The 24211-nt window shown below is 68.8% G+C and carries 22 protein-coding genes; 11 read left to right on the forward strand and 11 right to left on the reverse strand.

The annotated features are described in order from the left end of the window. The first annotated feature begins 46 nt into the window (after window positions 1-46). Both JQX13_RS31270 and JQX13_RS31275 read left to right on the forward strand, forming a co-directional pair. Entirely contained in the window at window positions 47-1879 is a 1833-nt protein-coding gene (locus JQX13_RS31270) for a family 43 glycosylhydrolase (protein WP_203403127.1), read from the forward strand. A gap of 114 nt (window positions 1880-1993) precedes the next feature. Further along, window positions 1994-2365, forward strand: a complete 372-nt coding sequence (locus tag JQX13_RS31275) for a hypothetical protein (protein WP_203403128.1) — start codon at window positions 1994-1996, stop codon at window positions 2363-2365. Here the strand turns inward: JQX13_RS31275 and yjjX are convergent. Both yjjX and JQX13_RS31285 read right to left on the reverse strand, forming a co-directional pair. Then, the gene (gene yjjX, locus JQX13_RS31280) at window positions 2358-2912 is read right to left on the reverse strand and encodes an inosine/xanthosine triphosphatase (RefSeq protein ID WP_203403129.1); all 555 of its coding nucleotides are present in this window, start codon (window positions 2910-2912) and stop codon (window positions 2358-2360) included. The genes JQX13_RS31275 and yjjX overlap by 8 nt on opposite strands. Before the next feature lie 45 nt (window positions 2913-2957). Continuing rightward, window positions 2958-3977, reverse strand: coding sequence for an NAD-dependent epimerase/dehydratase family protein (locus JQX13_RS31285; RefSeq protein ID WP_203403130.1), 1020 nt, complete (start codon window positions 3975-3977; stop codon window positions 2958-2960). A 76-nt stretch (window positions 3978-4053) separates the two neighbouring features. On the opposite strand from JQX13_RS31285, the gene pcnB reads away from it, so the two are divergent. Next, window positions 4054-5769: a polynucleotide adenylyltransferase PcnB gene (gene pcnB / locus JQX13_RS31290; protein ID WP_203412290.1), complete on the forward strand. Its 1716-nt coding sequence runs from the start codon at window positions 4054-4056 to the stop codon at window positions 5767-5769. A gap of 68 nt (window positions 5770-5837) precedes the next feature. Here the strand turns inward: pcnB and JQX13_RS31295 are convergent, their stop codons facing one another. Continuing rightward, complete coding sequence (locus tag JQX13_RS31295; RefSeq protein WP_203412291.1) at window positions 5838-7052, reverse strand: DNA polymerase IV; 1215 nt, start codon at window positions 7050-7052, stop codon at window positions 5838-5840. 39 nt (window positions 7053-7091) lie between these two features. Here JQX13_RS31295 and JQX13_RS31300 point away from each other — a divergent pair, with 39 nt between their 5' ends. Further along, the gene (locus JQX13_RS31300) at window positions 7092-7505 is read left to right on the forward strand and encodes a secondary thiamine-phosphate synthase enzyme YjbQ (RefSeq protein ID WP_203403131.1); all 414 of its coding nucleotides are present in this window, start codon (window positions 7092-7094) and stop codon (window positions 7503-7505) included. Between the two features lie 1108 nt (window positions 7506-8613). Continuing rightward, on the forward strand, window positions 8614-9006 hold the full coding sequence (locus JQX13_RS54545) for a hypothetical protein (RefSeq protein ID WP_239013963.1): 393 nt from the start codon (window positions 8614-8616) through the stop codon (window positions 9004-9006). A gap of 1 nt (window position 9007) precedes the next feature. Here JQX13_RS54545 and JQX13_RS31310 read toward each other — a convergent pair whose 3' ends face one another. Continuing rightward, window positions 9008-9958: an RluA family pseudouridine synthase gene (locus tag JQX13_RS31310; protein WP_203403132.1), complete on the reverse strand. Its 951-nt coding sequence runs from the start codon at window positions 9956-9958 to the stop codon at window positions 9008-9010. After that, the gene (locus JQX13_RS31315) at window positions 9955-11139 is read right to left on the reverse strand and encodes a serine/threonine-protein kinase (protein ID WP_203403133.1); all 1185 of its coding nucleotides are present in this window, start codon (window positions 11137-11139) and stop codon (window positions 9955-9957) included. Before JQX13_RS31315 ends, JQX13_RS31310 begins: the two co-directional genes overlap by 4 nt. Window positions 11140-11413: 274 nt before the next feature. On the opposite strand from JQX13_RS31315, the gene JQX13_RS31320 reads away from it, so the two are divergent. From JQX13_RS31320 to tsaB, 5 genes are all read left to right on the forward strand, one after another. Continuing rightward, window positions 11414-12211, forward strand: a complete 798-nt coding sequence (locus tag JQX13_RS31320; RefSeq protein ID WP_203403134.1) for an isoprenyl transferase — start codon at window positions 11414-11416, stop codon at window positions 12209-12211. After that, a complete protein-coding gene (locus JQX13_RS31325) occupies window positions 12208-13035 on the forward strand; it encodes a phosphatidate cytidylyltransferase (RefSeq protein ID WP_203403135.1) in 828 nt (275 codons plus the stop codon). Before JQX13_RS31320 ends, JQX13_RS31325 begins: the two co-directional genes overlap by 4 nt. An 82-nt stretch (window positions 13036-13117) precedes the next feature. After that, complete coding sequence (gene rseP, locus JQX13_RS31330; protein WP_203403136.1) at window positions 13118-14749, forward strand: RIP metalloprotease RseP; 1632 nt, start codon at window positions 13118-13120, stop codon at window positions 14747-14749. 9 nt (window positions 14750-14758) lie between these two features. Next, window positions 14759-15226 carry a septal ring lytic transglycosylase RlpA family protein gene (locus JQX13_RS31335; protein WP_203403137.1) on the forward strand — a complete coding sequence of 156 codons (468 nt, stop codon included), beginning with the start codon at window positions 14759-14761 and terminating at the stop codon, window positions 15224-15226. A gap of 10 nt (window positions 15227-15236) precedes the next feature. After that, on the forward strand, window positions 15237-15971 hold the full coding sequence (gene tsaB / locus JQX13_RS31340; protein ID WP_203403138.1) for a tRNA (adenosine(37)-N6)-threonylcarbamoyltransferase complex dimerization subunit type 1 TsaB: 735 nt from the start codon (window positions 15237-15239) through the stop codon (window positions 15969-15971). On the opposite strand, the gene JQX13_RS31345 is transcribed toward tsaB, so the two are convergent. The 6 genes from JQX13_RS31345 to JQX13_RS31370 form a co-directional block, all read right to left on the reverse strand. Next, the gene (locus tag JQX13_RS31345) at window positions 15958-16578 is read right to left on the reverse strand and encodes a nucleotidyltransferase family protein (RefSeq protein WP_203403139.1); all 621 of its coding nucleotides are present in this window, start codon (window positions 16576-16578) and stop codon (window positions 15958-15960) included. The genes tsaB and JQX13_RS31345 overlap by 14 nt on opposite strands. Beyond that, window positions 16575-17720: an XdhC family protein gene (locus tag JQX13_RS31350; protein ID WP_203403140.1), complete on the reverse strand. Its 1146-nt coding sequence runs from the start codon at window positions 17718-17720 to the stop codon at window positions 16575-16577. Before JQX13_RS31350 ends, JQX13_RS31345 begins: the two co-directional genes overlap by 4 nt. Next, on the reverse strand, window positions 17717-19945 hold the full coding sequence (locus tag JQX13_RS31355) for a xanthine dehydrogenase family protein molybdopterin-binding subunit (RefSeq protein WP_203403141.1): 2229 nt from the start codon (window positions 19943-19945) through the stop codon (window positions 17717-17719). The genes JQX13_RS31350 and JQX13_RS31355 overlap by 4 nt, the downstream gene beginning before the upstream one ends. A 2-nt stretch (window positions 19946-19947) precedes the next feature. Then, on the reverse strand, window positions 19948-20412 hold the full coding sequence (locus JQX13_RS31360; protein WP_203403142.1) for a (2Fe-2S)-binding protein: 465 nt from the start codon (window positions 20410-20412) through the stop codon (window positions 19948-19950). 135 nt (window positions 20413-20547) lie between these two features. Next, window positions 20548-22446 (reverse strand): methyl-accepting chemotaxis protein, encoded by a 1899-nt coding sequence (locus tag JQX13_RS31365; RefSeq protein WP_203403143.1) that lies wholly within the window; start codon window positions 22444-22446, stop codon window positions 20548-20550. A 4-nt stretch (window positions 22447-22450) separates the two neighbouring features. Further along, window positions 22451-22978 (reverse strand): PDC sensor domain-containing protein, encoded by a 528-nt coding sequence (locus tag JQX13_RS31370; protein ID WP_239013964.1) that lies wholly within the window; start codon window positions 22976-22978, stop codon window positions 22451-22453. A gap of 198 nt (window positions 22979-23176) precedes the next feature. Here JQX13_RS31370 and JQX13_RS31375 point away from each other — a divergent pair, with 198 nt between their 5' ends. Beyond that, complete coding sequence (locus tag JQX13_RS31375; protein WP_203403145.1) at window positions 23177-24205, forward strand: aspartate-semialdehyde dehydrogenase; 1029 nt, start codon at window positions 23177-23179, stop codon at window positions 24203-24205. Window positions 24206-24211: the final 6 nt, after the last annotated feature.

Below are 24211 nucleotides of genomic sequence, written 5' to 3' on the forward strand. Positions count from 1 at the left end.
GGAGCCCCGGGCTGTCTCAATCAGCCCGACAGCGGAGGAAGTTCACATGCGGAGAGGTTCGTTCTCGTCCCGGCGGTGGATGGGCGTGTTGCTACTGTTGGCTGCCGCGGCGTGCACGGAGACGCCTTCCCCTCCGGAAACTCCTCCGCCGCCCACCCTCAATGACAAGAGCTATACGAATCCCCTGAAGGTTTCCATTCCAGGGGGAGGACGGGTGGAGAACTGCCCGGACCCGACGATCATCCGCGGTCAACAGCCGGGTGATGAGGGCTGGTACATGTACTGCACCATGGATCCCCTGAACGACGATGACAGGGATTCCGAGGGCCGGTACAGGAGGCATCTGATCCCCACCTTGAAGTCGGCCGACCTCGTCGAATGGACCTATGTCGGGGATGCCTTCACCGAGCGGCCGGAGTGGGCGGAGCCCACGTCCAATATCTGGGCACCGGAGATCGAATACTTCGGGAACAAGTACCACCTGTACTACACCATCGTGAATACGAAGGCGGGCGGCAGCGCCATTGGCGTTGCCACCAGCGACAGCCCAACGGGGCCCTGGACGCATGCCTCGAAGCCGGTGGTGGAGCCGCACGAGGCGCCCTGCTGCGGTAATTCGAAGCGGTGGGTGTATGACCCCGAGGTGCTCGTCGAGGAGGACGGCGACAAATATATCTACTACGGCAGCTACTACGGGGGCATCTCCGTGCGGACGCTCTCCGAGGATGGTTTGACCTCCGACCCCTACAGCCAGGTCGAGGTCACGGTCGCCAATCGCTACGAGGCCGCCAGCATCATCAGACACGGCGGTTTCTATTATCTGCTGGGCTCGTCCACGGACTGCTGCGTCGGTTCACTCACGGGCTACAGCATCTTCGCGGGGCGGTCGAGGTCTCCTTGGGGCCCGTTCGAGGATCGCGAGGGCGTCCGCCTCACGCTCAATCGCGTGGGTGGAACGCCCGTCCTCGGGCTGAGCGGGAACCGTTGGGTAGGTCCGGGCCACAACGCGGTGCTGACCGACTTCGGGGGCCAGGACTGGCTCGTCTATCACGCGATCGACAGGAACAATCCCTACCTCGAGCCGGAGCAGGACGGGGCCGCCCCTCTCGTCAAGCGTCAGGTGCTGATGGATGCGTTGGATTGGATCGACGGTTGGCCGACCGTGCGCGGTGGCGCGTGGGCATCGGACACCGAGCAGCCGGCGCCAGCGGCCCGGCCCGGTGAGAAGAGCCGCTATCAGGTGTCTCCCGTGAAGGAGGAGGAGCCGGGCGCCGTCATCGCCTCGGACGATTTCGAGGGGACCTCGCTCGGCTCGGAGTGGACGTGGATCCGTCCGCCGGCCGAGAGCGGTTTCGGATTGGAGGAGGGGTTCCTGCGCATCAACACCCAGGCGGCCGATCTCCACGAGGACAACAACACGGCGTCCGTCCTCACCCGGCCGGCGCCCGCCGGGAACTATGTCGTCGAGACCCGGCTCCGGCTGAACCTCCCGCCAGTGAGCTGCTGCCACAATTTCATCCAGGCGGGGCTCGTCATCCATGGCGATGACAATCACTACGTCAAGCTGGTCCACTTCTCGTATTGGGAGACCCGGCAGATCGCGTTCGCCAAGGAGGTGGGGCCGGAGAACAAGCCGCGTTACGGCGAGACCTTCGGTGGCCCCGCCGACGAGACCGTCTGGTTGAGGATCGCCAGGCGCCAGCGGGGCTCGGAGGAGCTCTACACGGCGTACTCGAGCCGGGATGGTTCGGCCTGGACCCGGGCGGGAACGTGGACGCATTCGCTGGGGGCGGAGGCCCGGATCGGGCTGGTGTCGATGAGTGGAGCGGGGTTCACCGCCCACTTCGACTACGTCCGTGTCCATGAGTTGAAGGAGTAGGTCTATGAGCAGCACCCCTTCTGCTTCAACGCGGGGACCTATGGGTACTCGAACGACTACGAGGTCCGTAAGTACGCGTATTGGGATGTGTTCGCGGGGCGTTTGGTCATACATATGGCCATCACTCGGTCTGGCACGGGAACCGCTTTCGCCAACCAGGCCGTCACGCTCAACCCCGCCACGGACGCCAACCGCGCGGCGATGATCCGCTCCTCCATCTGGAGCACGTCGGCCGCGGTGCGGTTGCACTCCGTGCCCAACGGCTCCTACACGGTGTACCTCTACACCTGGGAAGACAATGACCTCCGCTCCTTCAAGAGCCGGCTGGAGGGCACCGATGTCGAGAGTGCCGCGGGCAACCTGCCGCTCGGCGGTTGGAAGAAGTACGGCCCCTATCCCGTGGCGGTCAGCGATGGCGCTCTGAACGTGGACCTCGTCCGCGTGAACGGAGACGTTCACCTGATGGGGATGGCCGTCTTCAAGTAGCGGGGGGCAGGGGAGGGACCGCTGGCGCCGGGTAGAGGTCCGGGTGCAGGAAGGGCATCAGCGCACAGGCCAGCGGGCCCTGCCACATCTCGGCGCGGGTGAAGAGGCCGTTGGTCAGGATGCCCACCGCCCCCAGCTTCTTCTTGCTCTCGTTGCGGCCGGTGACGTGGTCCATCACCGGGCCCAGCTCCTCGCCCGCCAGCACCCGGGCGACCACCGCGGGCGGCAGGGGGAAGCGAACCCCCCAGGTGAGGTTCTCCCTGCCCCCGGCCTCCACCACCGCCACGCAGTTGATGAGGCTCCCGTCCGGGTCCACGCCTCCTTCGAGCCCCATCCCCATCCGTGCGCCCTCGACGGCCGCCAGGGCAGCCCGGGCCCGGTTGCGCGCTCCCGTCGAGGTCTGGCCGGGGCCGATGGGCTGCTCGGGCACTCCGCTGGGCACGTCGATGGGAACCACCGTGCACCCCGGGTAGGCGCGTTCGCAGATGGCTTTCACGGCCGTTGTCTTGGCCGGGTTCGTCGAGCCGACGGCGATCAGGAAGGACATGTTGTGCTCCAGGTCATGGAAGACGGGGACGGATACGGGAGGCCGTCAACCGACGACGCCTCGGGGCTTGAGGGGGCGGTCCCTCGGGAGCATTCCTTCCTCCTGGAACCAGCGCAGCGCCTCGCGGATACCCAGGCGCACCGGTCTCGGCTGATAGCCCAGCTCCCTCATCGCCTTCGCCGACGAGTGGTATGCCGGCAATGGCAGCGCCCGCAGGAACGCCGTGTTCACGTGTTCGAAGAGGTCCGGTGACAGTCTCCCCACCACGTCCCCGAACCTCCCCACCGCCCTCACCACCCCGTCCGGCAGCGGAATCCTCGGTGGCGCCACCCCCGCCTCCTCCGCGCAGATCGTCAGGAGCTCACGGAAGGTGAGGTTCTCTCCCCCCAGGATGTAGCGCTCCCCCGGGCGGCCCTTCTCCATGATGAGTTGCAGCCCCCTCGCCACGTCCTGCGCGTTCACCACGTTGGTGCCGCCGCTCGGGTACACCGCCACGATGCCCTTCGCCACGAGGAGCAGCAGCTGCCCCGTGGACGGCCGCACGTCGTACGGACCCAGCACGAAGCCCGGATTGCCCGCCAAGACCTCCAGGATCGGCCCCGAGGCCTCCAGCGCCAGGCGCTCGGCTTCCCGCCCGGCGTCGTGGTAGGGGTTGCCTCCCGGGTCGTTGGAGAGCTCGTCCTCGGTCGCCGGCTCGGTCATCGTCCCGTGTCCGACCGCCGCCACGCTCGACACCACCACGACCCGCCGCACTCCTGCCCCGCGTGCCGCTTCCAGAACGTTTCGAGTCCCCTGGGCGTTGATGCGGGAGATGTCCTCCCGAGTAGAGGGATCGAACCGGACGGTGCCCGCCACGTGGTAGACCCGCTCCACCCCTTTCATCGCCCCTCGAAGCGACTCGGCGTCCAGGACATCGCCGAGCACCTCGTCGTAGCCCAGCCCGCGCAGTCCCCGGCGGTCGCTCCGCTCCCGGACGAGCAGCCGGGGGCGTTCCCCCCGCTGGCACAGCAGGTGGGCGAGGTTTGCCCCCACCAGTCCTGTTGCCCCCGTCAACAATGTCTTCATCTGCTACTCCCTTCAGGGGAGGATGCGCTATAGGTCGTGCCCTTAGATGCGCCCCCCACGGGGCGTCAACCGCGAGATGACGCGAGACTCCACCGAAACACCGCCAGCCGGTGAACCGACGCTCCAGCCTGCGCCCGATGACGCGCGCGAGGCTGAGATCCCCGAGGCCGGGTCCCTGGACCCCCTCGAGGCGCTGCCGGTTCCAGAGCCCGCGGAGGAGAACCCCACCCCCATGTCCGCCTTCATGGAGACCCTCCCCGAGGAGACCCTCTCCGAGACCGAATACCTCTCCAACACCACCCCCTCCGGCGAGCCCGCGGAGATAGACCCCGACAAGCTCGACCCGGACGCCCTCAAGGTCATCCACCGCCTCCACGCCCACGGCCACGAGGCCTACCTCGTGGGCGGCTGTGTGCGGGACCTGATGCTGGGCCGCACCCCCAAGGACTTCGACATCGCCACCAGCGCCCACCCGGGTGAGGTGCGCGCCATCTTCCGCAACTGCCGCCTCATCGGCCGGCGCTTCCGGCTCGCCCACATCTACTTCAAGGGTGGGAAGATCATCGAGGTCTCCACCTTCCGCGCCAATCCCACGGAGCTCGACGCCAGCAACGGCGCCGAGGCCGGGGCCGACACGGGCGCCGAGAATGGCGAGGAGGGGATCGAGGCGGAGGAGTCCCAGGATCTCCTCATCACGCACGACAACGTCTTCGGCACCGCCGAGCAGGACGCCCGTCGCCGCGACTTCACCATGAACGGCCTGTTCTACGACGTCGCCGAGGGCCGGGTGATTGACTACGTGCGCGGCCGGCGCGACATCGACGAGCGCTACATCCGGACCATCGGCGACCCGGAGATCCGCATGCGTGAGGACCCCGTCCGAATCCTCCGCGCCGTGCGCTTCGCCTCCAAGCTGGGCCTGGACATCGAGTCGCGCACCTACGCCGCCATGGAGGGCGCCGTCGAGGACCTGCCCCGCTGTGCCCCCGCGCGTCTGCTGGAGGAGACCTTCCGCCTCATCCGCGGTGGCGTGGCCGCTCCCAGCCTGCGGCTGCTCGAAGCGCTGGATGCGCTCAAAATCCTCCTCCCGCCCGTGGCCGCGTACTTCAAGGAAAACGGCCGCCGCGGCCGTGAGACCTTCTACGCGTACGTCGAGGCGCTCGACAGGCGCGTCTCCTCGGGCGAGCAGTTGGATGACGCCATCCTGCTCGCGGCGCTGCTCGTCCCCATCGCCCAGGCCGGCCCCATCGTGGAGAGCCAGGACCCCGCGGTCCGCCCCTCCGTGGCCCAGGGCATCGAGGATCTGCTCTCCGAGTTCGTCCAGACCGCCCGGCTGCCCCGCCGCATCGCCGAGCGCTGCCGGCTGCTGCTCATCGCCCAGCGGACCCTCTCCGGCGAGCGCCGCCGCCGCACCGGGGCGTTCCGCCGCCACCCGCTCTTCAACGACGCGCTCATCGTCTTCGAGATCTCCGTCGAGGCCACCGGCCAGCACCGTGAGGCGCTCGAGGCGTGGAAGCGTGGCGAGGTGCCTTCCCCCAAGCCCGAGGGGGGAACGACCGAGGGTGGCGAGGCTCCGCGCAAGCGGCGTCGGCGTCGGCGTCGGAGTGGGCGCAACAAGACCGGGGCGGGGGAGGGCGCATCCACCGCCTCGGCCTCGGGTAGCGCGGAGTCCTCGGGGAGTGAATCCGCGGACACGGGTGACTCGGACGATGCTGGGGACGCCGGTGAGACGGGTGATGATTTCGAGTCCGGCGGGGATTCCGACAGCGACTCCGAGTCCGACGAGGGCTGAGCTCGTGTTCCCTCTCCCTCTGGGAGAGGGGAAATGGCCGTGGTTGTCAGCACATGTTTCCAGGGGGCTCAGTTGGGACGCTTGGGCTTCTTGGGCCGCTCCGGGTCGGGAGCCGACTCGGGGCTCCCCGCGATGTCCGCCGTCGTGACCGCCTTCGACCCGAAGCGCTCCGCGATCCGATCCAACGCCGCGTTCAGCTTGTCGCTCCGCTTCGGTTTCTCCGGCTCCGTGAACAACCCGAGCTGCCGCGGCTCGCCCCCCTCCAAGCCCAACTCCTGCATCGAGACCCCGGTCAGCCGCACCGGCTTGTCCTCGTGGGCCTTCTCCAGGAGCTCCTTCGCCACCCGGTAGAGCGTCTGTCCGTCATCCGTCGGAGAGGGCAGGGTGGTCCTCCGGGTGATGAGCGTGAAGTCCGCGAACTTCAGCTTGAGCTGCACCACCCGTCCCTTCACTCCCGCGCGCCTCAGTCGGCGGGCCACCCGCAGCGCTTGCGAGTGCACGTGCGGGCTCAGGGCGTCCATCCCCGTCAGGTCCTCGTCGAACGTGTCCTCGGCCCCCACGCTCTTCGCCTCGCGGTCCGGCACCACCTCCCGGGGGTCGATGCCCTGGGCCAGCTCCCACAAGTGACGCCCGCTCGAGCCCCACCGCACCTCCATCCACGCCACGTCCCGCCGGGCCACGTCGCCGATCGTCTCCAGCCCCGCGCGTTTCAGCGCCTCCTCCGTCTTCGGCCCCACCCCCCACAACCGCCCCACCGGGAGTCCCGCGAGGAACGCCACCGTCTCCTCCGCCCGCACCTCCCGCTGACCGTTCGGCTTCGCCACGTCCGAGGCGATCTTCGCCACGAATTTCACCGCGGCGATGCCCGCCGATGAGGGCAGGCCCGTCTCCGAGGCGATCTCCTTGCGGATCCGCCTGGCCATGTCCGCCGGCGTTCCGAAGAGGCCCACCGACGCCGTCACGTCCAGGAAGGCCTCGTCCAGCGACAGGGGCTCCACCAGCGGCGTGTAGCGCTCGAAGATGGAGAACACCTGCTCGCTCGCCTCGCTGTACGCGCTGAAACGGGGCTTCACCACCACGGCGTGCGGCGCCTGCTTCATCGCCCGCGCCATGGGCATCGCGCTGCGCACGCCGTACTTGCGCACCTCGTACGAGGCGGCCACCACCACGCCGCGCCGTGCGTCCCCGCCAACAATCAGGGGTTTGCCGCGCAGCTCCGGGTTGTCCCGCTGCTCCACCGACGCATAGAAGGCGTCCATGTCCACGTGGATGATGGCCCGCATCGGATTCACTGTATTGGACCCCTCTGACATTCACTCCGCATGAAGACCCTGACTGAATACCTCACCTTCCAGACCCGGGAACGCCGCGAGCTCGTACGTATCACCGATACCGTCGCCGAGCTTGTCCGCAAGAGCGGCATCCAGGAGGGCATGGTGCTCGTCTCCGCCATGCACATCACCGCCGGTGTCTTCGTCAATGACGATGAGTCCGGTCTCCACGAGGACATCTGGGAGTGGTTGCAGGAACTCGCCCCCCAGGGACCCGACTACCGCCACCACCGCACCGGCGAGGACAACGGCGACGCCCACCTCAAGTCCCTGCTCGTCCACCACCAGGTGATCCTCCCCGTCACCGCCGGCAAGTTGGACCTCGGGCCCTGGCAGCAGGTGTTCTACGCCGAGTTCGACGGGCAGCGCCGCAAGCGCGTGGTCGTCAAGGTGATGGGCGAATAGGCGGTGCGAGGGGGGCGCTCCATTGTCACGATTCTCCCAGGTCCAGATTTTGAGAATGGACTGTCGTGAGCAATCCACCTTCGCGGGAAAATGTTGGGATCGGAAAATGTCTTGCTTTCGGGGCTCATCGGTAGCGGCTGCTGGGAGTCTGGAGACGAGCAGGCGCCGGAGGTGCAGCCCTCGATCGAGCAAGCAGCCATCGATGAGAGGAGAACAGCGATTGAGCAGGTGGCCTCTGGTAACCGTGGTACTTCTGGTCCCATTGCTCGGCTGCCGGAGTACGGCCGGGGGCGGTTTCGAGCCCACTGTCCTGGATCCAGCCCCCGCGCCGGGGCGCACCGGTGAGGGGCCGTGGCTGCTGCGGGTGCGGCAGTCGGAATTGTGGGTGAGCACCCCGTCAGGCGACACACGCTATGCGTTGACACGAAGGGGACGCGTCGCCGCGTCCTCCGGACATGGAGGTTGGTTGGCCTGGGAGGGGGTCGCCATCTCTCCCGATGGGCGCCAGGTGGCCTATATCGAGCAAGCCGAGCCAATGGGACGAGGAGAAATCACCTGGGGGGATCTCCTCTGGGTTGTGAACGCGGACGGGTCGGACCGGCGATTGTTGGTGGATCTCCGCAAGAGGGGACGCCCGGAGGAGAGAGCCTTCGCTGGGCCGCTCCTGTGGTCCTCCGACGGAAGCCGGGTGGCATATGTGATGAGGTCCTTCCCGGAGAAACCCGGACCTGGACGTCGCCATTGTCCGCTCGACAGGATCCATGCCGTCGAGGTTTCGACTGGCGAGAACGTGCCCCTGTTTGACAGTCCAAGACTCGGCTTTCTTCAGTTTCATGGCTGGTCCGTCGAGCGGGGGGAGGTCTCCTTCTCCCTCGAATGCGAGGCCCCATCCGATGCGCCGTGGGAGGCCAGACGCTTCTTCATCCAGCGGCTCGGGAACGGAGCAAGCATGGCGACCGCGCGAGGCTCTGTGTCACCCGATGGGGGGTACAGGCTCCTCCTGCCGTCGAAGCCGCGTGAGGAATTGCAGGAGCCGCCACTGCTGAATGAAAGGGAGGTGGATGCTCCCACGAATTTCCGCTCGTCCCTCGCACGCCATGTGGTCTGGATGCATGAACAGCCGGTGGCCTACCTCACAACCTTCACCGGGTACTCCGGCGGCTCGAGCTCCATCCCGTGCGTCGTGCCCGATTCCCAGCCCCCCTCGCTCTACCGCCTGGATGCACGCGAGGAGCCTCCCCAGGTACGCAGGCGCACGGGTCTCATGGGGCTGATGGTGCTCGCCTTCTCCCCCGATGATGCGTACGTGCTGGCGGCGGCGTTCCAGCGAACCCCGGGAGGGCGATTCCGCTGCGAGTGGGATGCACTGCTCGTGGTCGAGCGCACCCGATTCGAGGAGGCCCCTTCCCTGGATGCGCTCGTCGCCGCCAGCATCCGGCTCGACGTCCCCCCGATTGAGATCGGCGAGCGATTGTCCGGCTACGTGGGTTGGCTGCGCTGACTCAGGGGCGAGTCGGGAGCGGGAGGGCGTGGTGCTCGAGCACGGCGAGCAGCTCGGAGGGGAGGGGGCTCTCCACCCGCACCTGCTTCTTCGTCACCGGGTGGGTGATTCCCAGTGCCTTCGCGTGCAGGAAGAAGCGGCTCAATCCCGGCTCCTCGCGTCCTCCGTACAGCGTGTCCCCCACGATGGGCGCTCCCACCGCCGCCAGGTGCGCGCGGACCTGGTGCAGCACCCCCGTGGAGATGCGTACCTCCACCAGGCTGTACTCTCCCGCGCGCTCCAGCACCCGGAACTCCGAGTGCGCATCCCTCGCGCCCTCGCCTCCGTCCAGCGCCGGCTCCACCCGGTCCGGGTGTCTCGGGTGGTGCCGCAGCGGCAGGTCGATCTCCCCGTCGTCCGCCAGCGGCCCCGTCACCAGGGCCCAGTAGCGCTTGTCCACCTCGCGTCCGCCGAACGCCTCGCGCACCGCCGTCCACGCCTCTCGCGTGCGCGCCGCCACCATCACCCCGGACGTCTCGATGTCCAGCCGGTGGCACAGCCCGCCCTCGCGCTCGTCCTCCGAGGCTCGAGCGCACTCGGGGTAGCGCGCCACCAGCGCGTTGGCCACCGTGCCCGTCTCTCCCGGCTGCAGGGGGTGCGACGGCCTGCCCGCGGGCTTGTCCACGAAGACCAGCACCTCGTCCGAGTGCAGCACCGACAGCGGGGCCTCCGGATCCGGCACCACCTCGCGCCGCTCCTCCGGCACCACCACGGTGATGCGCTGGCCCACGGCCACCAGCAGCCCCTTCTTCGCCGCACGGCCGTCCACCTTCACCGCGCCCGAATCGAACAGCCGCTTCAGCTTCGCTCGCGACAGCCCCAGCGCCTCTCCAATGAAGAGGTCCACCCGCTGTCCCGCCTTCCCCGCCTCCACCACCAGCGTGTGCGTCGTTCCGGTTGCGTTCTCGTTCACTCGGAGAGTGCCTCGTACACTTCCTCCGCCGTCTGGAACCGGTCGTCCGGCTCCTTCCGGATGAGGCGATGGGCCACCCGGGCCAGCTGTGGATCTCCGTTCTGGTTGATGGCCAACACTGGTGGGGGCTCGGTTTCCAGCACCTTGTGCCACAAGTCGACCGGCGACTTCGCGTCAAAAGGCGGCCGGCCCGTCATCAGCTCGTAGAGGATGACTCCCAGGCTGTAGAGGTCCGATCTCCCGTCCAGCGGCTCGCCGAGGATCTGCTCCGGCGACATGTAGCGGAACGTCCCCACCATGCGCCCGTCCAGCGTCATCCCCGCGTCGTCCGCCAGGAACTTCGCCAGTCCGAAGTCCATCAGCCGGACCTGACGATCCTCGTCCACCATGATGTTGGACGGCTTCAGGTCCCGGTGCACCAGCCCGTGCGCGTGGATGTACGCCAGCGCCTCGCAGATCTGCAGCAGCGCGTCCTTCAGCCGGCCCACCCGCTCCGGCCGGTTCAGCTCCTCCAGCCGCGCCGCCGTCTCCCGCTTCACCGGCTCCGCCCCCGGCCCCGCCACGTCGTAGGGCAGCTCGAAGTCCAGGGGATCCAGCTCGTCCGAGTCCGAGCCCAGCCACGGCTCCATCTGCACGGGCAGCCGCGCCGCCGAGCCCGAGCTGCCGAAGCGCATCGCCGCCATGTCCTCGCTCGGCGCTTCCTCGGCGAAGGCCGACAGATCGAACAGCCCGCCGCCCGCCTCGCCCGATGCCGCCTCCCGGCTCGCCGGGCCCTCCGCCGAGGCCGACGCCGCCGCTCCGGAGCGGGAGAACGTCCCCGAGGTCGACGCCGAGGCGGATCTCGAGGCCGAGCTCGCCTGGGACAGCAGCTCCTCGCCCCGCAGCGACAGGTACTCGCGCAGCGTCAGGCCCTCGATGAGCTCCATCACCAGGTACGGGGAGCTCTGGAACACCCCGGTGTCGTAGACCTTCACCACGTTGGGGTGGGAGAGGTCCGCCAGGGTCTCGAACTCGCGCACCAGCCGCTTCGCCGCCCGTGAGTCCATCGCCGGGCCGCCCGACAGCAGCTTCAGCGCCACCGCCTCGTTGCTCCTGCCATCCAGGGCCCGGTAGACGGTCCCGATGCCTCCACTTCCAAGCGTCTCGAGAACGCGATAGGGACCGATGAGGTTGGGACGCATCGAGTTGGAGATCCTAGATACCCTGTTGCGTCGGGGTCAAACGGACGCCCGGCACACCCGGGTGTCGGATGGTGGTCACGACGCATTCCAGCTCCTCATGGGGCCGGGTAGCAAGAATGGGGTAGGTCTGGGACTCACTGGGATTGCCAGGAGGGAGGCAAGCACCCGGGGCCGCCGTTCCCACCGCCGCGACGACCACTCGGGTCGTTGGAACGACCACTCCTGTACACGCCCGTGGACGTAGCCCGGTGGTGCCTCTATCTTGCGCAGCCTCATGGAACGCCCTGTGTCACCTCCTTCTCTGACTGCCCTCGAGCGACTCGTCCAGGAACGACCCCTGCCGCGCCACGTGGGGATCATCATGGACGGCAACGGACGGTGGGCGGAGATGCGCGGCCTGCCCCGGGAAGAAGGACATCGTGAGGGCTCCAACAGTGTGCGCGAGGTGACGCGCTGTGCCCGCCGGGTGGGCGTGGAGGCCCTCACCCTCTATGCCTTCTCCTCGCAGAACTGGGCCCGTCCCGCCGAGGAGGTGGCGGCGCTGATGGATCTGCTGCGCGAGTACCTCGAGAGCGAGCGCGCGGAGATCCTCGAGAACGGCATCCGCCTCAACGCCATTGGCGAGGTGGACAAGCTGCCGCGCTTCGTGAAGGAGCCGTTGGATAGGCTCCGGGCGGACTCGGCGCACAACACGGGGATGGTGCTGACGCTGGCGCTTTCCTACGGCGGGCGCGAGGAGCTGGTGCAGGCGGCGCGCCGGGTGGCCGAGGCCGCCAGCAAGGGCGAGCTGACGCCCGCGCACCTGGACACGAAGACCTTCGAGTCGTTCCTCTGGACGCACGATCTGCCACCGGTGGACCTGGTGGTGCGCACCAGCGGCGAGCAGCGCATCTCCAATTTCCTCCTCTGGCAGCTGGCGTACGCGGAGCTGTGCTTCAGCGACGTCCTGTGGCCGGACTTCCGGACCGAAGCCTTCCTGCGCTGTCTGGCGCAGTACCAGCAACGCGAACGGCGCTTCGGACTCACCTCCGCGCAACTCAAGCGGGAGGACTCCCAGCGGGCCAAGGCGTGAACGAGAAGAACAAGAACCTCGTCATCCGGATCGTCTCGGCGGTGATTCTGCTGCCGGTCGTCCTCTTCCTGCTGTTCATGGGTGGCCTGTACAGCGCGGGCCTGCTGGGCGTGGCCGCGGCCATCTGCGCCAGCGAGTACTACACCATCACCCAGAAGACGCTGTCGCCAGCGGCCTGGGTGGGCGTGGTGCTCGCGGGCGTGTTGCCCTTCCTGCCGCTGAGGGATCCGGCGCGCACCGGAGAGGGAGCCTTCTGGGTGACGGCCTTCTTCCTCTTCTTCGCCTTCACCTACCACCTCATCCGGGGCCCGCTGCAGGAGGCGCCCACCCGGGTGGCGCACCTGGTGACGGGCTTCCTGTATGGCTCGGTGGGCCTCACCGCCGTGTCCGCCCTGCGGTTGATGCCGGATGGCCTGGCGTGGGTCATCGCCGCGCTCGTCATCACCTGGGCCAACGATACCGCCGCCTACTTCGCTGGCCGCTTCCTGGGCCGCCACAAGCTCTACCCCGCGGTGAGCCCCAACAAGACCTGGGAGGGCTTCGCTGGCGGCCTGGTGGGCTCGGTGGGAGGCATGTTCATCGCCCGGGGCTTCTTCTTCCCCGTGCTCACCGTGGCCGACTGTCTGCTGCTGGGAATTTTCGGCGGCATCCTCGGTCCCATCGGGGACCTGTGCGAGTCCATGCTCAAGCGGGCCTATGGGGTGAAGGATTCCGGCCGAATCATCCCCGGGCACGGCGGCATCCTGGATCGCATCGACGCGCTGCTCTTCAACGCCCCCCTGGTGTTCGTCTACGTCACGTTCGTGCGCGGCCTGCTTCCGTAGCGCCCGCCGATTGTCCGGTCGGCGGGGGCGCGACCTCGGAAGCGCATTGTCGGGCCAGGGTCCCACGGTTAGTGTTGGGTCCATGCTTCAAGGTCCTGGTCTGTTCATCCTGCTGCTTGGCGTGCTCATCACCGTCCATGAGCTGGGCCACTTCCTCGTGGCCAAGGCCTGCGGGGTGAAGGTCGTCCGGTTCTCCATCGGCTTCGGGCCGAAGCTCTTCGGCTTCACCAAGGGGGACACGGAGTACCAGGTCGCCATGCTGCCCCTGGGCGGCTACGTGAAGATGGCGGGGGACTCACCCTATGAGGAGATGAGCCCCGAGGACGCGCAGCGGGGTTTCCTCAACGCCACGCCCTGGAAGCGGGCCCTCATCGTGGCGGCCGGGCCCTTCTTCAGCCTGGCCTTCCCCGTCATCATCTACTTCTTCGTCTTCGTCGGGGCGCACGAGGCCATCTCCACCCGGGTGGGCTTCGTGGATCCGGCCATGCCCGCGGCGGCCGCCGGAATCCGGCCGGGAGACCGCATCATCGCCGTGGATGGGGAGAAGGTTCAGACCTTCGATGATCTGCGCAGCGCCTTCGTGGGCCGCTTCGATCGCCCCCTGCCCATCACCGTCGAGCGCGATGGCACGCAGTTCATCGCCAATGTGACGCCGCGCAAGGTCATCGAGTCCAACCCCGTCGAGTCGGTGGAGCGGGGGCAGATCGGCATCCAGCCCGCCCGCAAGCCCGCGGTGGTGGGCGTGCCGCCGGGCTCGCCGGCCGCCGAGGCGGGGCTGAAGACCTTCGACCGCATCCTGTCCATCAACGGCGTGAGCATTCCGGACGAGGCCGCCTTCCTCGAGCAGGTCGCCAAGACGCAAGGGCCTCTGGAGCTCACCGTCCAGCGCTCGCGGCCCGTGGAGGCCGGCGCGGTGGTGGGGCAGGTGCCTTCCGTCGTCAAGCTGACGGTGCCGAGGCAGGAGGGCGAGGGCTTCGCGGCCCTGGGCGTGGAGCCCTCGGACCTGTACGTGGTCGCCGTCAGCCCCGGCAGCGTGGCGGAGAAGGCCGGCATTCGCGCGGGGGATCGGCTCGTCTCCTTCAATGGTCAGCCGCTGAACTCCTTCAACGTGCTGGCGGCGGAGCTCAGCACCCTGAAGGACCAGTCCTTCCAGCTCTCCTGGCGCTCGGCGGCGGATGGGCAGGAGCACTCGCAGACGCTCTCCCAGGCGATGCGGACCAGCAAGGACGAGCTCGGGCAGGAGTTGTCCCGGCTCGAGCTGGGCATAAGGCCCTGGCTGCCCTCCGCGGCGGAACTGCTGCCCCTGGACACGGTGACGGTGCAGGTCAGCATCCCCGAGGCGCTGCGCCAGTCCGTCGTCATCGTGCCCAAGATTGTCGGGCAGATGGTGACGGTCATCGGCCGTATCGTGAGCGGGCAGATGTCCACGAAGACGCTGGGCGGGCCCGTGATGATGTACCAGCTGGCCTCCAAGAGCGCGGAGCAGGGCTGGGAGAGCTACCTCCACCTGATGGCCGTCATCTCCATCAACCTGGGCGTGATGAACCTGCTGCCCATCCCCATCCTCGATGGCTTCGGGCTGCTGTCCGCCCTGTGGGAGGGCATCCGCCGCCGTCCCATCTCGGTGCGCGTGCGCGAGATGGCCAACGTCGTCGGCCTGGTGTTGCTCGTGGCGCTGATGGTGATGGCTTTCTACAACGACGTGACTCGCTGAAGAGGTGAGATGCGGCGACTGTTCGTGGGGTTGATCCTGGGGCTGGGAGTGTTGGCGGGCTGTGCGCCGCGAGCCACCCGGCCCACGCGCGAAGAGGAACCCGAGGTGGTGCGGCCGGAGAAGCCGCCCAAGTCCCGAGCATGGTTGGAGGAGGGGATCGCCTCGTATTACGGCCCGGGCTTCGCCGGCCGGCCCACGGCCAGCGGTGAGAAGTTCAATCCCCAGCACCTCACCGCCGCCCACAAGAAGCTGCCCTTCGGTTCGTGTCTCCGGGTGGTGAACATGGAGAACGGGCGCTCCGTGGAGGTGCGCGTCAACGACCGCGGCCCCTTCGTCAAGGGACGCGTGGTGGACGTGTCGACCGCCGCCGCGAAGAAGCTCGGCATGATGGACAAGGGCCTGGCCCGGGTGCGCCTCTACCGCTGCGCGGACCGGGTCTCGTTGCTCTCCGTCCCCTTCGGGCCGCTGGCGGGGTAGAAGCCTCCCCATGTTCCTCGCGCTCGACACCTCCACCCTCACATTGTCCCTGGCCCTCGTGGAGCGGGAAGGGGAGGGCGTGCGCGTCCTCGAGCACGTGGTGGTGGGGCCGCCGAAGAAGCAGAGCGAGGTGCTGCCCGGCGTCGTTGGCGAGCTGCTCGCGCGGCACGGAGTGGCGCTCAAGTCCCTGGAGGGCCTCGCCATCGGCCTGGGCCCGGGCTCCTTCACCGGCCTGCGCATTGGCCTGTCCTGCGTGAAGGGGCTGGCGTACGCGGCGGGACTCAAGGTGGCCGGGGCCTCGTCGCTCGCGGCCGTGGCACTGGAGGGCCCCGAGGGTTCGCCCCTCTTCGCCCTCGCGGTGGCACGAAAGGACGACCTCTACCTGGGGCCCTACCGGCGCGTGGGACAGCGCGTGGAGGCGCTCGGCCCCGAGGAGGCGATGCACCCGGAGGAGGTGGCCGCGCGCATGGCCGCCGAGCCGGAGGCGCTCGCCCTGGGACCCGCCCTGCCCGAGTACCGCGCGGCGCTGGAGCGTCATGGCGTGGCTCCCTCGCGGCTGTTGAGTGAGCCTTCCTTCCCCTCGGCGGTGGCGCTGTCGTACCTGGTCCGCTTCCCCGAGGAGCAGACGGTGCAGGCGATCTTCGCCCTGGAGCCGCACTACGTCCGGGCCTCCGAGCCCGAGCGCAACCCCAAGTTCCCCCCGCTGCCCGGGCCTCCGCCCACCGCGCGTCTCAAGGACGACTGAGGCCGAGGCGCTCGAGGTCCGCCGGGGTGTCGACGTCGAGGAGTCCCTCGGTGAAAGGCACGAGGGCCAGTCGCGCCTGGTGGCGCATCAGCACGGGTTTGGCTCCCTGGTGCCCGCTCAGCGCGAGGAGCTCGGGAAGGAGCTCCGCCGCGAACGCCGCGGGCACCCCGAAACCGCCCTCCCCACCATAGTCGCTGGCGGCGGCCGGGTGGCCGCGCGTCACCCGCTCCACGAGCGCACGAAGGTGCTCCGGCGTGACGAAGGGCTGATCGCACAACATGAGCACGGCCTGCTCGTCCCGGGGGCGGGAGGTGTCGGCGAGCAGGGCCTCGATACCGGCGCGGATGGAGGTGCCCGGCCCCTCGGCCCACCCGGTGTTGTGCGCGAGCCGGATGCGTGCACCGCCGAGCGCCTCCGCTACGGCTTCGTTGGAGGCTCCGGTGACGACGATGACGCTCCGGGCCCCACTCTCATTCGCCAGGCGCGCGGCTCGGCACACGAGCGGTTCCCCCTCCAGGCGCACGAGCTGCTTCGGCGTGCCGAGGCGCGACGAGGCGCCCGCGGCGAGCACGATGGCCGAGAAGGGGAGGGCGCCCGCGGAGCTCATGCGCTCTTCCTATGCGTCTCCTCTGGCTGGGACAGGTGGATGGGCCCGTCATGCTGCCGGAGGTGGGCGCCTTCGCTCTGGGACAGCACGGCCTGGATCTCCGCGGCGATCGACAGGGCGATGGCCGCCGGGGTGTCACCACCGATCTTCAGTCCCACCGGACTATAGAGGCGCGCGAGCTGCTCCGGGGTCGGAACGAACTCATCGGCCATCTCGCGCAGGAGCTGCTCGCCCCGGCGTCGGGGGCCGAGCAGCCCGACGTAGGCCACGTCGAGCTTCAGGAGCACGGGCAGCAGACGCAGGTCGGCGAAGTAGTTATGGCTCATGACCACCACGGCCGAGTGACGCCCGGTGGGCACGTGCGGGACGACGTTCTCGGGATGCGCGTGCACCACGCGCTCGGCACCCGGGAAGCGCGCCGGATCGCACATCGCCGGCCGGTGGTCCACCACCGTCACCCTCCAGTCGAGCTGACGGGCGATGGAGACCAGGGGCACCGCGTCCGGACCCGCGCCGTAGATGGTGAGGTGGACGGCGGGCGGTACGAGGTCCACGAAGCACTCGATGCCGCCTTCCGGCAGCTGGAGCGTCCGCACCAGGGGACGATCCGTCGCGAGCGCTTCCCGGGCGAGCCCGTGCGCCGCCTCACGCAGGGCCATGGCGGAGGAGGGGGCATCCGCGTCTCCCTCCTTCACCAGGACAGTGCCGAGAAGACCTTCGAGGGCGGGAGGGGCCTCGAAGGCGGTGACGAGCGCCCGGGGTGCGTCGGCGGAGTTCATTCCGCACAGCAGCCGCCGGGTCTCGGCATCGAGCCGCCAGGGCTCAAGCTTCTCGAGCAGCACATCGAGCGCACCCCGGCACCCGAGGCCGAAGCCGATGAGCCCGTCGTTCTCGCCCGTCATGTCGAAGCGAAGGCGCCGCGAGGCACCCGTGGCGAGCACCTCGCGCGCCGTCTTCGCGATCTGCGGCTCGAGACAGCCGCCGCTGATCAGCCCGACGGGCACTCCCTCCTTCGTGATGAGGAGGCGCGCCCCGGCCCGGCGATACGTCGAACCGCTCGTGCGGACCAGGGTCCCGACCACGAGCGGCTCGCGGGCTGCGGCGGCTCCCTCCATGACGGCGAGGAGCTCGCTCACACTCACGTGGGCTTACCTCCCGTGAGCTTGTGGTTGCTGATCGGCAGGGTGCGCAGGCGCTTGCCGGTCGCGGCGAAGATGGCGTTCGTCACGGCCGGGGCGATGGGCGGCACGCCGGGCTCTCCCACGCCACCGGGGGCCTCGCCACTCTCGACGATCTCCACGGCGATCTCCGGCATCTCGTAGGGAGCCAGCATCGAGAAGTCGTGGAAGTTGCTCTGCTCGACGCGGCCATTGCGCAGGGTGATCTGCCCGCGCAGCGCGGCGGAGAGCCCGTAGACGACGCCACCCTCCATCTGGGCGACGATGGTGTCCGGGTTGACGTACCGGCCACAATCAACCGCCACCCACACCTTGTGGACCGTCAGTCGGCCGTCCGCCGTGACCGAGACCTCGGCCACCTCGCCGACGATGCTGCCGAAGCTCTCGGCGATGGCGATGCCGCGGAAGCGGCCCTCGGCGGGAGGCGTCTCCCACTTCGACATCCGGGCCACGGTGTCGAGCACCTTGACGAAGCGCGGGTGCGACTTCTCGAGGAGGGCGCGGCGGAACTTGTACGGATCCTGCTTCGCCGCGTGCGCCAGCTCGTCCATGAAGCTCTCCACGTAGAAGGCGTTGTGGGAGCTACCAACGGAGCGCCAGAAGCCCACCGGCACGCCCGTGTCGACGATGGCGGCCTGGATGTGCTGGTTGGGGCACTCGTACTTGAAGTCGGCCAGGCCCTCGATGGTCGTCATGTCGATGCCGTTCTTGCCGACGCCACCGAACGTCGTCCACCGCTTCATGATGGAGGGGCCGGCGATGTTCGCCGTGAAGGCCACGGGCAGTCCGTCCTCACCGAGCCCGGCCCTCATCTTCACGAGGGTCGCAGGCCGGTAGAAGTCGTGCTGGACGTCCTCCTCGCGCGACCAGATGAGCTTGACGGGCTTGCCGACCGCCTTCGAGGCCGCGATGGCCTGCATCACCTCGTCGCTCTCCGCCCTCCGGCCGAAGCCTCCGCCGAGGTAGGTGGTGTGGACGACGATCTTGTCCTGCGGCACCTTCGTGGCGTTCGAGACGAGGAGCTTGGTGAGGGTATGGGACTGCGTTCCCACCCAGATCTCGATTCCATCCGGCTTGACGTGGGCCGTGCAGTTGAGGGGCTCCATCGGCGTGTGGGCGAGGAAGGGCGTCGAGTACTCGGCCTCGAGCTTCGTCTTCGCCTTGGCCAGCGCCTTGTCGGCCTCACCCTTCGTTGCCGCGACGGGGTTCTTCTTTCCGCTGGCGGCCGCGCGGAGCTTCTTCTCGATGGCCTCCGAGGACTGCCCGGTCGTGGCGCCCTTCGTCCACTTGGGCTCGAGGCCGCCGATGACCGTCTTCGCCGTCCACCAGCTGTCCGCCACGGCGATGATGGCCCCCCTGGTCTTCACCAGCGTGGTGCCCGCGGGCATCGCCTTGGCCAGCTCCGCGAAGTTCGAGCACTCCCCGCCGATGACGGGCGAGTGGCGCACCGCAGCGTACACCATGTCCGGGACGACGACGTCGATGCCGAAGAGGGGCTTGCCGGACACCTTGGCGGGCGTGTCGAGCCGCTTCACCGGCTTGCCGATGAGCTTGTACTCGGCGCGCGTCTTGAGCTTCGGCTCCTTCGGAATTGCATCCACGGGCAGCGCGGCGGCGGCGGCCGTGAGCTCACCGAAGCCGGCCTTGCGACCGCTCGCCTTGTGGACGACGAAGCCCTGCTCGGCGTGGCAGCTCTCCGCGGTGACGCCCCACTTCTGGGCGGCGGCGGCGATGAGCATGTGGCGCGCGATGGCGCCGATCCGCTGGAGGATGTCCCAGGTGGTGCGGATGCTCATGCTGCCACCGGTGATCTCGAAGGGCTGGCCGGTGTAGTTGAACTCCGGGCCCGAGGGCGCGGGCTCGACGCGAATCTTGCTCCAGTCCGCCTCGAGCTCCTCGGCGATGATCATGGGCATCGAGGTGAAGATGCCCTGGCCCATCTCGCTCCGGGCGACGTAGATGGTGATGACGCCATCCGGCGCGATCCGCAGCCACGTGTTGAGCTTCGTCTCCCTGGCCTCCGGGGACACCTTGCCCTCGGCCTCCGCGGCGAACGCCTCGGAGCGGCGCATCGGGTTGGCGGGGAGGTGGAAGCCGAGCACGAGCCCCGCGACCGTCGCGGCGGTCGACTGGACGAACGAGCGGCGCGAGAGACCCACCTGGGTGTTCTTCTCCTGGTCGGTCTTCATGGTCAGACCTCCCCCTCGGAGTTGAGCTTGACGGCGATCTGCACGGCCTTGCGGATCTTTCCGTAGGTGCCGCAGCGGCACAGGTTCGTCATGGCGGCCGAGATGTCGGCCTCCGTGGGCTTGGGCTTGGCCTTGAGTAGCGCGGCGCAGGCCATCACCTGTCCGGACTGGCAGTAGCCACACTGGGGCGCGTCGGCCTCGATCCACGCGCGCTGGGCGGGGTGGCTGTTGTCGGGGCTCAGGCCCTCGATCGTCGTGATCTCACCGCTCACCGCCACCACGGGCAGCAGACAGCTGCGCGTCGCGGCGCCGTTGACGTGCACCGTGCAGGCGCCGCACAGGCCCTGCCCACATCCGAACTTCGTCCCCAGCAGTCCCAGCTTCTCCCGCAGCACCCAGAGGAGGGGAGTCCCTGGGTCCACGTCAACAGTTACTTCCTTGCCGTTCACCTTCAACGTCTGCGCCATTACGACCTCCCTCCGAGCACGAACTCATCCTCGTTCGGAGTGTGGAATTCCCAACCGGGTAAATATAAGGGGAATGGATTCCCGGCCCGGTCTTTTGATTCGCGGCCCGGCTTTCGCGGATGGTGAGAAACCGCACTACACCCGGTACGTGCGTGCCACCGCCGCCATGCCCTCGGCCGCCTCGCGCAGTGTGCGCGTGGCCCGCGTGGTGGATTGCAGGCTCTGCATCGTCTCGTCCATCAGCGAGGACAGATCCGTCACCGCGGTGAAGATCTGGGAGATGCCCGCGTTCTGCTGGTTCACCGCGACGGCGATCTGCCGGGCCGCCCCGGCGTTGTCCCGCACGATGGAGGTCAGCTCCCGGAGGCTCTCTCCGCTGGCCCGGATCTGCGAGAGCCCTTCCTGCATCTGCTGCTGACCCTTCTGCGTCATCACCACCGTGCTCTGGATGGATTGTCCGATGTCATCCAGCAGCTCTCGCACACGGTCCGTGGAGTCGATGGACTGGTCGGCCAGGGCGCGGATCTCACGCGCCACCACGCCGAAGCCCTTGCCGTGCTCGCCGGAGCGCACCGCCTCGATGGCGGCGTTGAGCGCCAGCATGTTGGACTGGTCCGCCAGGTCCTTCACCGTCTGGGCGATGCTGCCGATCTGCTGGGTGCGCTCGCCGAGCGAGATGATGGTGGTGGCCAGACGGCCCACCTTCTCGTGCAGCTCGTGCAGGCCCGTGATGCTGGCGGACAGGGTGGACTCGCCCACGTTGCCCACCTGCTCGGCCCGGGCGGCCACCTCCAGCACGGCCTGCGAGCGATCCGCCGCCATCTGCGACGTCTGGCGGATCTCCTGCGCGGTGACCTGCGTCTCCTGGATGGCGGAGGCCTGGCGCGCGAGGTTGCGCTCCTGCACCTCGGAGGCCTGGCTCAGCTCGGTCACGGCTCCGGCGAGCGCGCCCGTGCCCTGCTGGAGGCTCAGGGTCATGTCGCGCAGGTTCTCCATCATCCGCGCGAAGGCGCGGGCCAGCTCGCCCACCTCGTCCCGGGAGCCCACCTCCACATGGTGCGACAGGTCTCCCTCCTGGACGACGTGCGTCACCGCCGCGTTCAGCGCGGTGATGGGCCGGGTGATGCCGCGCGCCAGCCACCACGCGCTCATGATGGACAGGGCCAGGAAGAGGCCCAGCAGCGCGAGCGCCACCGTGGCCGCCCGCGCCATGGGGGCATAGGCCTCCCGCGCGTCCACCTTGGCCACGAAGTGCCAGCCGTCCCCCACGTCCTGCACGTCCGAGCCATTGATGGCCTCCTCGGACACGAGACGCTCCAGGGGCTCGGCGTTGGCGGGGCGCGAGTCGAAGAGGAGCGCGCCATCCGCGGTCTTCACCTCCAGGCCGAAGCTGTCCTGCCCGCGCTCCCGGGCCCGCTGGACCGCGGATCTCACCACGTCACCCACCTGGTTCCAGTTGTACGCGGCGAGCAGCACGCCGATGCGGGCACCACTGATCGGACTGAGCACCGGCGCGGCCAGGGGCAGCACCCGCTGATCGAACATGGGATCCTTCTGCGTGGAGAGCGAGTCGGCGGTGAAGTGACCCTCGCGCGCCGCCCGGTACCAGGCCGTCTCGCGCACCTCGCGCTCCTTGCCCTGGAAGGCCTCGCGCACCTGCTCCGAGCTGGCGGAGACGACGCGGCCCTGCTCGTCGAAGAGGACGAAGCCGCTGACGGCGGGGTGGCGTTTGGCCAGGCCCGCGAGCACCCCATCGCTCTTCTCGTAGGTGTCGAAGAGCAGCGCGCCGCGGAGGATGGAGTCCTCGGCCCACCCGCGCACGCTCGCCTCGCGCTCGGCCAGGGTGCGCTCCACCAGGTTCTTGAGGCCCTCGGCCTCCACCGCGAGCGTGGCGTGGATCTGCTTGGACAGCGTGCGCCGCGTGAAGGACAGGCCCAGGCCCGTGACGGACAGGATGGCGAAGGCCGACAGCAGCGCCACGGACAGGGTGATGCGACCCCGCAGCTTGAGGTCACCCAGGAAGGGGAGGTTCATGGTTTCAGAGCTCGAGCAGGGAGACGGACACGGTGAGGGCGCCGATGACACGGGCTCCGTCCTTCACCGGAAGGGAAATCTGGACGACGTAGGACTGGGAGGACTCGTCGAAGAAGGGCTTCTCGCGCAGCTCTCCGCCCCGGCCACCATTGAAGGACTTGCGCCACTTCGGCTCGTCCCCCTGCCAGTAGTCGGAGGTGCGCCGCGTGGCGCCCACCAGCGCGCCCTGGTTGTCCATGACGAAGGACTCGGCCATCACCCGGCCCATCCGGTTGCGGTAGCGCTCGAGGGAGCGCGCGCACGCGCTGTCCAGCACCTTGCGCTTGAAGGGGGTGAGGGCGGGGGTCGCGCGCCACTCCTCGTCCAACTTCTGGAGGGTGTCCATCGGCACGCGCTGCGCGTTCTGCTTCTTCACCTCGCGGACCACCGCCGGATCCGAGGCCATACGCCGCAGCTCGGGCATCAGCCTGTCCACCTTCTCGAGCTGTGCCGCGCCATCGGGCGGCAGATTCGCGAGCAGCAATAACGACACGACCGTCCACATCCTCCCAGTCTACCGGATCCCCGGCGGTGGGCCCGTTCCTGGCTCATCCCTCCTGCTCACCCCTCATGCGGACGGCCGTGCTGGTCGCCCGAGGGGCGGACGTGATGTCGTATGTTACCCTACATGAGTGGGAGTCGATGACAAGTGAGGCCCACGGGAGCCGGGGGCTGGGGTAAAGGGACCGCCATGAACGAGAACCTGCGAATCGCCGTGGTGGGAGCCACGGGCGTGGTGGGCACCGAGGTCATCTCCAACCTCCTGGACCGGGACTTCCCCGCCGAGCAGCTCACCGTGCTGGGCTCGGGGCGCTCCGAGGGCGAGGAGCTGGAGTACGGCGAGGAGACGCTGGAGGTGGAGACGGTCACCCCCGAGGCCTTCCGGGGAGTGGGCCTGGTGCTGCTCGCCACGCCGGCGGACGCGTCGCGCACGCTGGCGCCGATGGCTCAGGCCGCGGGGGCCTGGGTGGTGGACGTGAGCTCCGCCTTCCGCGCGGAGGGCAACGTGCCGCTGGTGCTCCCCGGCTTCAACTCCGAGCTGTTGAACGCCTCCTTCAAGGGCCGGATCGTGGCCCTGCCCTCGGCGGTGACGACGGCGCTCGCCACGATTCTCGAGCCGCTGCGCCAGGGATTCGGCGTGGCCCAGGTGCAGGTGACGGCCCTCATGGGCGTGTCCGCCTCGGGCAACCCGGGCCTGCGCGAGCTGGAGCAACAGACGGCGGCGCTCCTCTCCGGCCGCGAGCCCGAGTCCCACGTCTTCCCTCAGCGCGTGGGCTTCAACCTGGTGCCCCAGGTGGGCCCCTTCATGGCCAACTCGCCCTGGACGGAGGAGGAGGCCGGTTGGACGCTCGAGTCCGCGCGCCTCTTCGCCTCCAAGGGTGAGGTGCCCGTGGTGGCTGGCACCGCCGTGCAGGTGCCCACCTTCTACGGCCATGGACTGAGCCTCCACGTGCGGCTGAAGAAGCCCGCCTCCGTGGACCAGGCGCGCGCCGCCCTCAAGGGCTCGCCCGCGCTCAAGGTGCTGGATTCACCGGGAGAGAAAATCTATCCCATGCCCAGCCTCGTCACCGCCGACCCCACCATCCACGTGGGCCGCCTGCGCTCCTTCCCCCAGTCCCCCGAGTGGCTCACCCTCTTCGCCACCGTGGACAACGCCGGCCGGGGCGCCGCCCTCAACCTGGTGGAGGCCGGATTGCGGCTCGCCGAGCGCACCGCCTGACAATTT

Source organism: Archangium violaceum (assembly GCF_016859125.1).
GTDB lineage: Bacteria > Myxococcota > Myxococcia > Myxococcales > Myxococcaceae > Archangium > Archangium violaceum_A.

Excerpts from the sequence above, each read along its gene's own strand:
- JQX13_RS31365 (WP_203403143.1), bottom strand. The coding sequence starts at position 22,446 with ATGAACCTCCCCTTCCTGGGTGACCTCAAGCTGCGGGGTCGCATCACC.
- JQX13_RS31300 (WP_203403131.1), top strand. The coding sequence starts at position 7,092 with ATGAAGACCCTGACTGAATACCTCACCTTCCAGACCCGGGAACGCCGC.
- JQX13_RS31295 (WP_203412291.1), bottom strand. The coding sequence starts at position 7,052 with ATGCGGGCCATCATCCACGTGGACATGGACGCCTTCTATGCGTCGGTG.
- JQX13_RS31375 (WP_203403145.1), top strand. The coding sequence starts at position 23,177 with ATGAACGAGAACCTGCGAATCGCCGTGGTGGGAGCCACGGGCGTGGTG.
- JQX13_RS31320 (WP_203403134.1), top strand. The coding sequence starts at position 11,414 with ATGGAACGCCCTGTGTCACCTCCTTCTCTGACTGCCCTCGAGCGACTC.
- pcnB (WP_203412290.1), top strand. The coding sequence starts at position 4,054 with ATGACGCGAGACTCCACCGAAACACCGCCAGCCGGTGAACCGACGCTC.
- JQX13_RS31270 (WP_203403127.1), top strand. The coding sequence starts at position 47 with ATGCGGAGAGGTTCGTTCTCGTCCCGGCGGTGGATGGGCGTGTTGCTA.
- rseP (WP_203403136.1), top strand. The coding sequence starts at position 13,118 with ATGCTTCAAGGTCCTGGTCTGTTCATCCTGCTGCTTGGCGTGCTCATC.
- tsaB (WP_203403138.1), top strand. The coding sequence starts at position 15,237 with ATGTTCCTCGCGCTCGACACCTCCACCCTCACATTGTCCCTGGCCCTC.
- JQX13_RS31360 (WP_203403142.1), bottom strand. The coding sequence starts at position 20,412 with ATGGCGCAGACGTTGAAGGTGAACGGCAAGGAAGTAACTGTTGACGTG.
- JQX13_RS31315 (WP_203403133.1), bottom strand. The coding sequence starts at position 11,139 with ATGCGTCCCAACCTCATCGGTCCCTATCGCGTTCTCGAGACGCTTGGA.
- JQX13_RS54545 (WP_239013963.1), top strand. The coding sequence starts at position 8,614 with ATGCATGAACAGCCGGTGGCCTACCTCACAACCTTCACCGGGTACTCC.
- JQX13_RS31335 (WP_203403137.1), top strand. The coding sequence starts at position 14,759 with ATGCGGCGACTGTTCGTGGGGTTGATCCTGGGGCTGGGAGTGTTGGCG.
- yjjX (WP_203403129.1), bottom strand. The coding sequence starts at position 2,912 with ATGTCCTTCCTGATCGCCGTCGGCTCGACGAACCCGGCCAAGACAACG.
- JQX13_RS31345 (WP_203403139.1), bottom strand. The coding sequence starts at position 16,578 with ATGAGCTCCGCGGGCGCCCTCCCCTTCTCGGCCATCGTGCTCGCCGCG.
- JQX13_RS31285 (WP_203403130.1), bottom strand. The coding sequence starts at position 3,977 with ATGAAGACATTGTTGACGGGGGCAACAGGACTGGTGGGGGCAAACCTC.
- JQX13_RS31275 (WP_203403128.1), top strand. The coding sequence starts at position 1,994 with ATGGCCATCACTCGGTCTGGCACGGGAACCGCTTTCGCCAACCAGGCC.
- JQX13_RS31355 (WP_203403141.1), bottom strand. The coding sequence starts at position 19,945 with ATGAAGACCGACCAGGAGAAGAACACCCAGGTGGGTCTCTCGCGCCGC.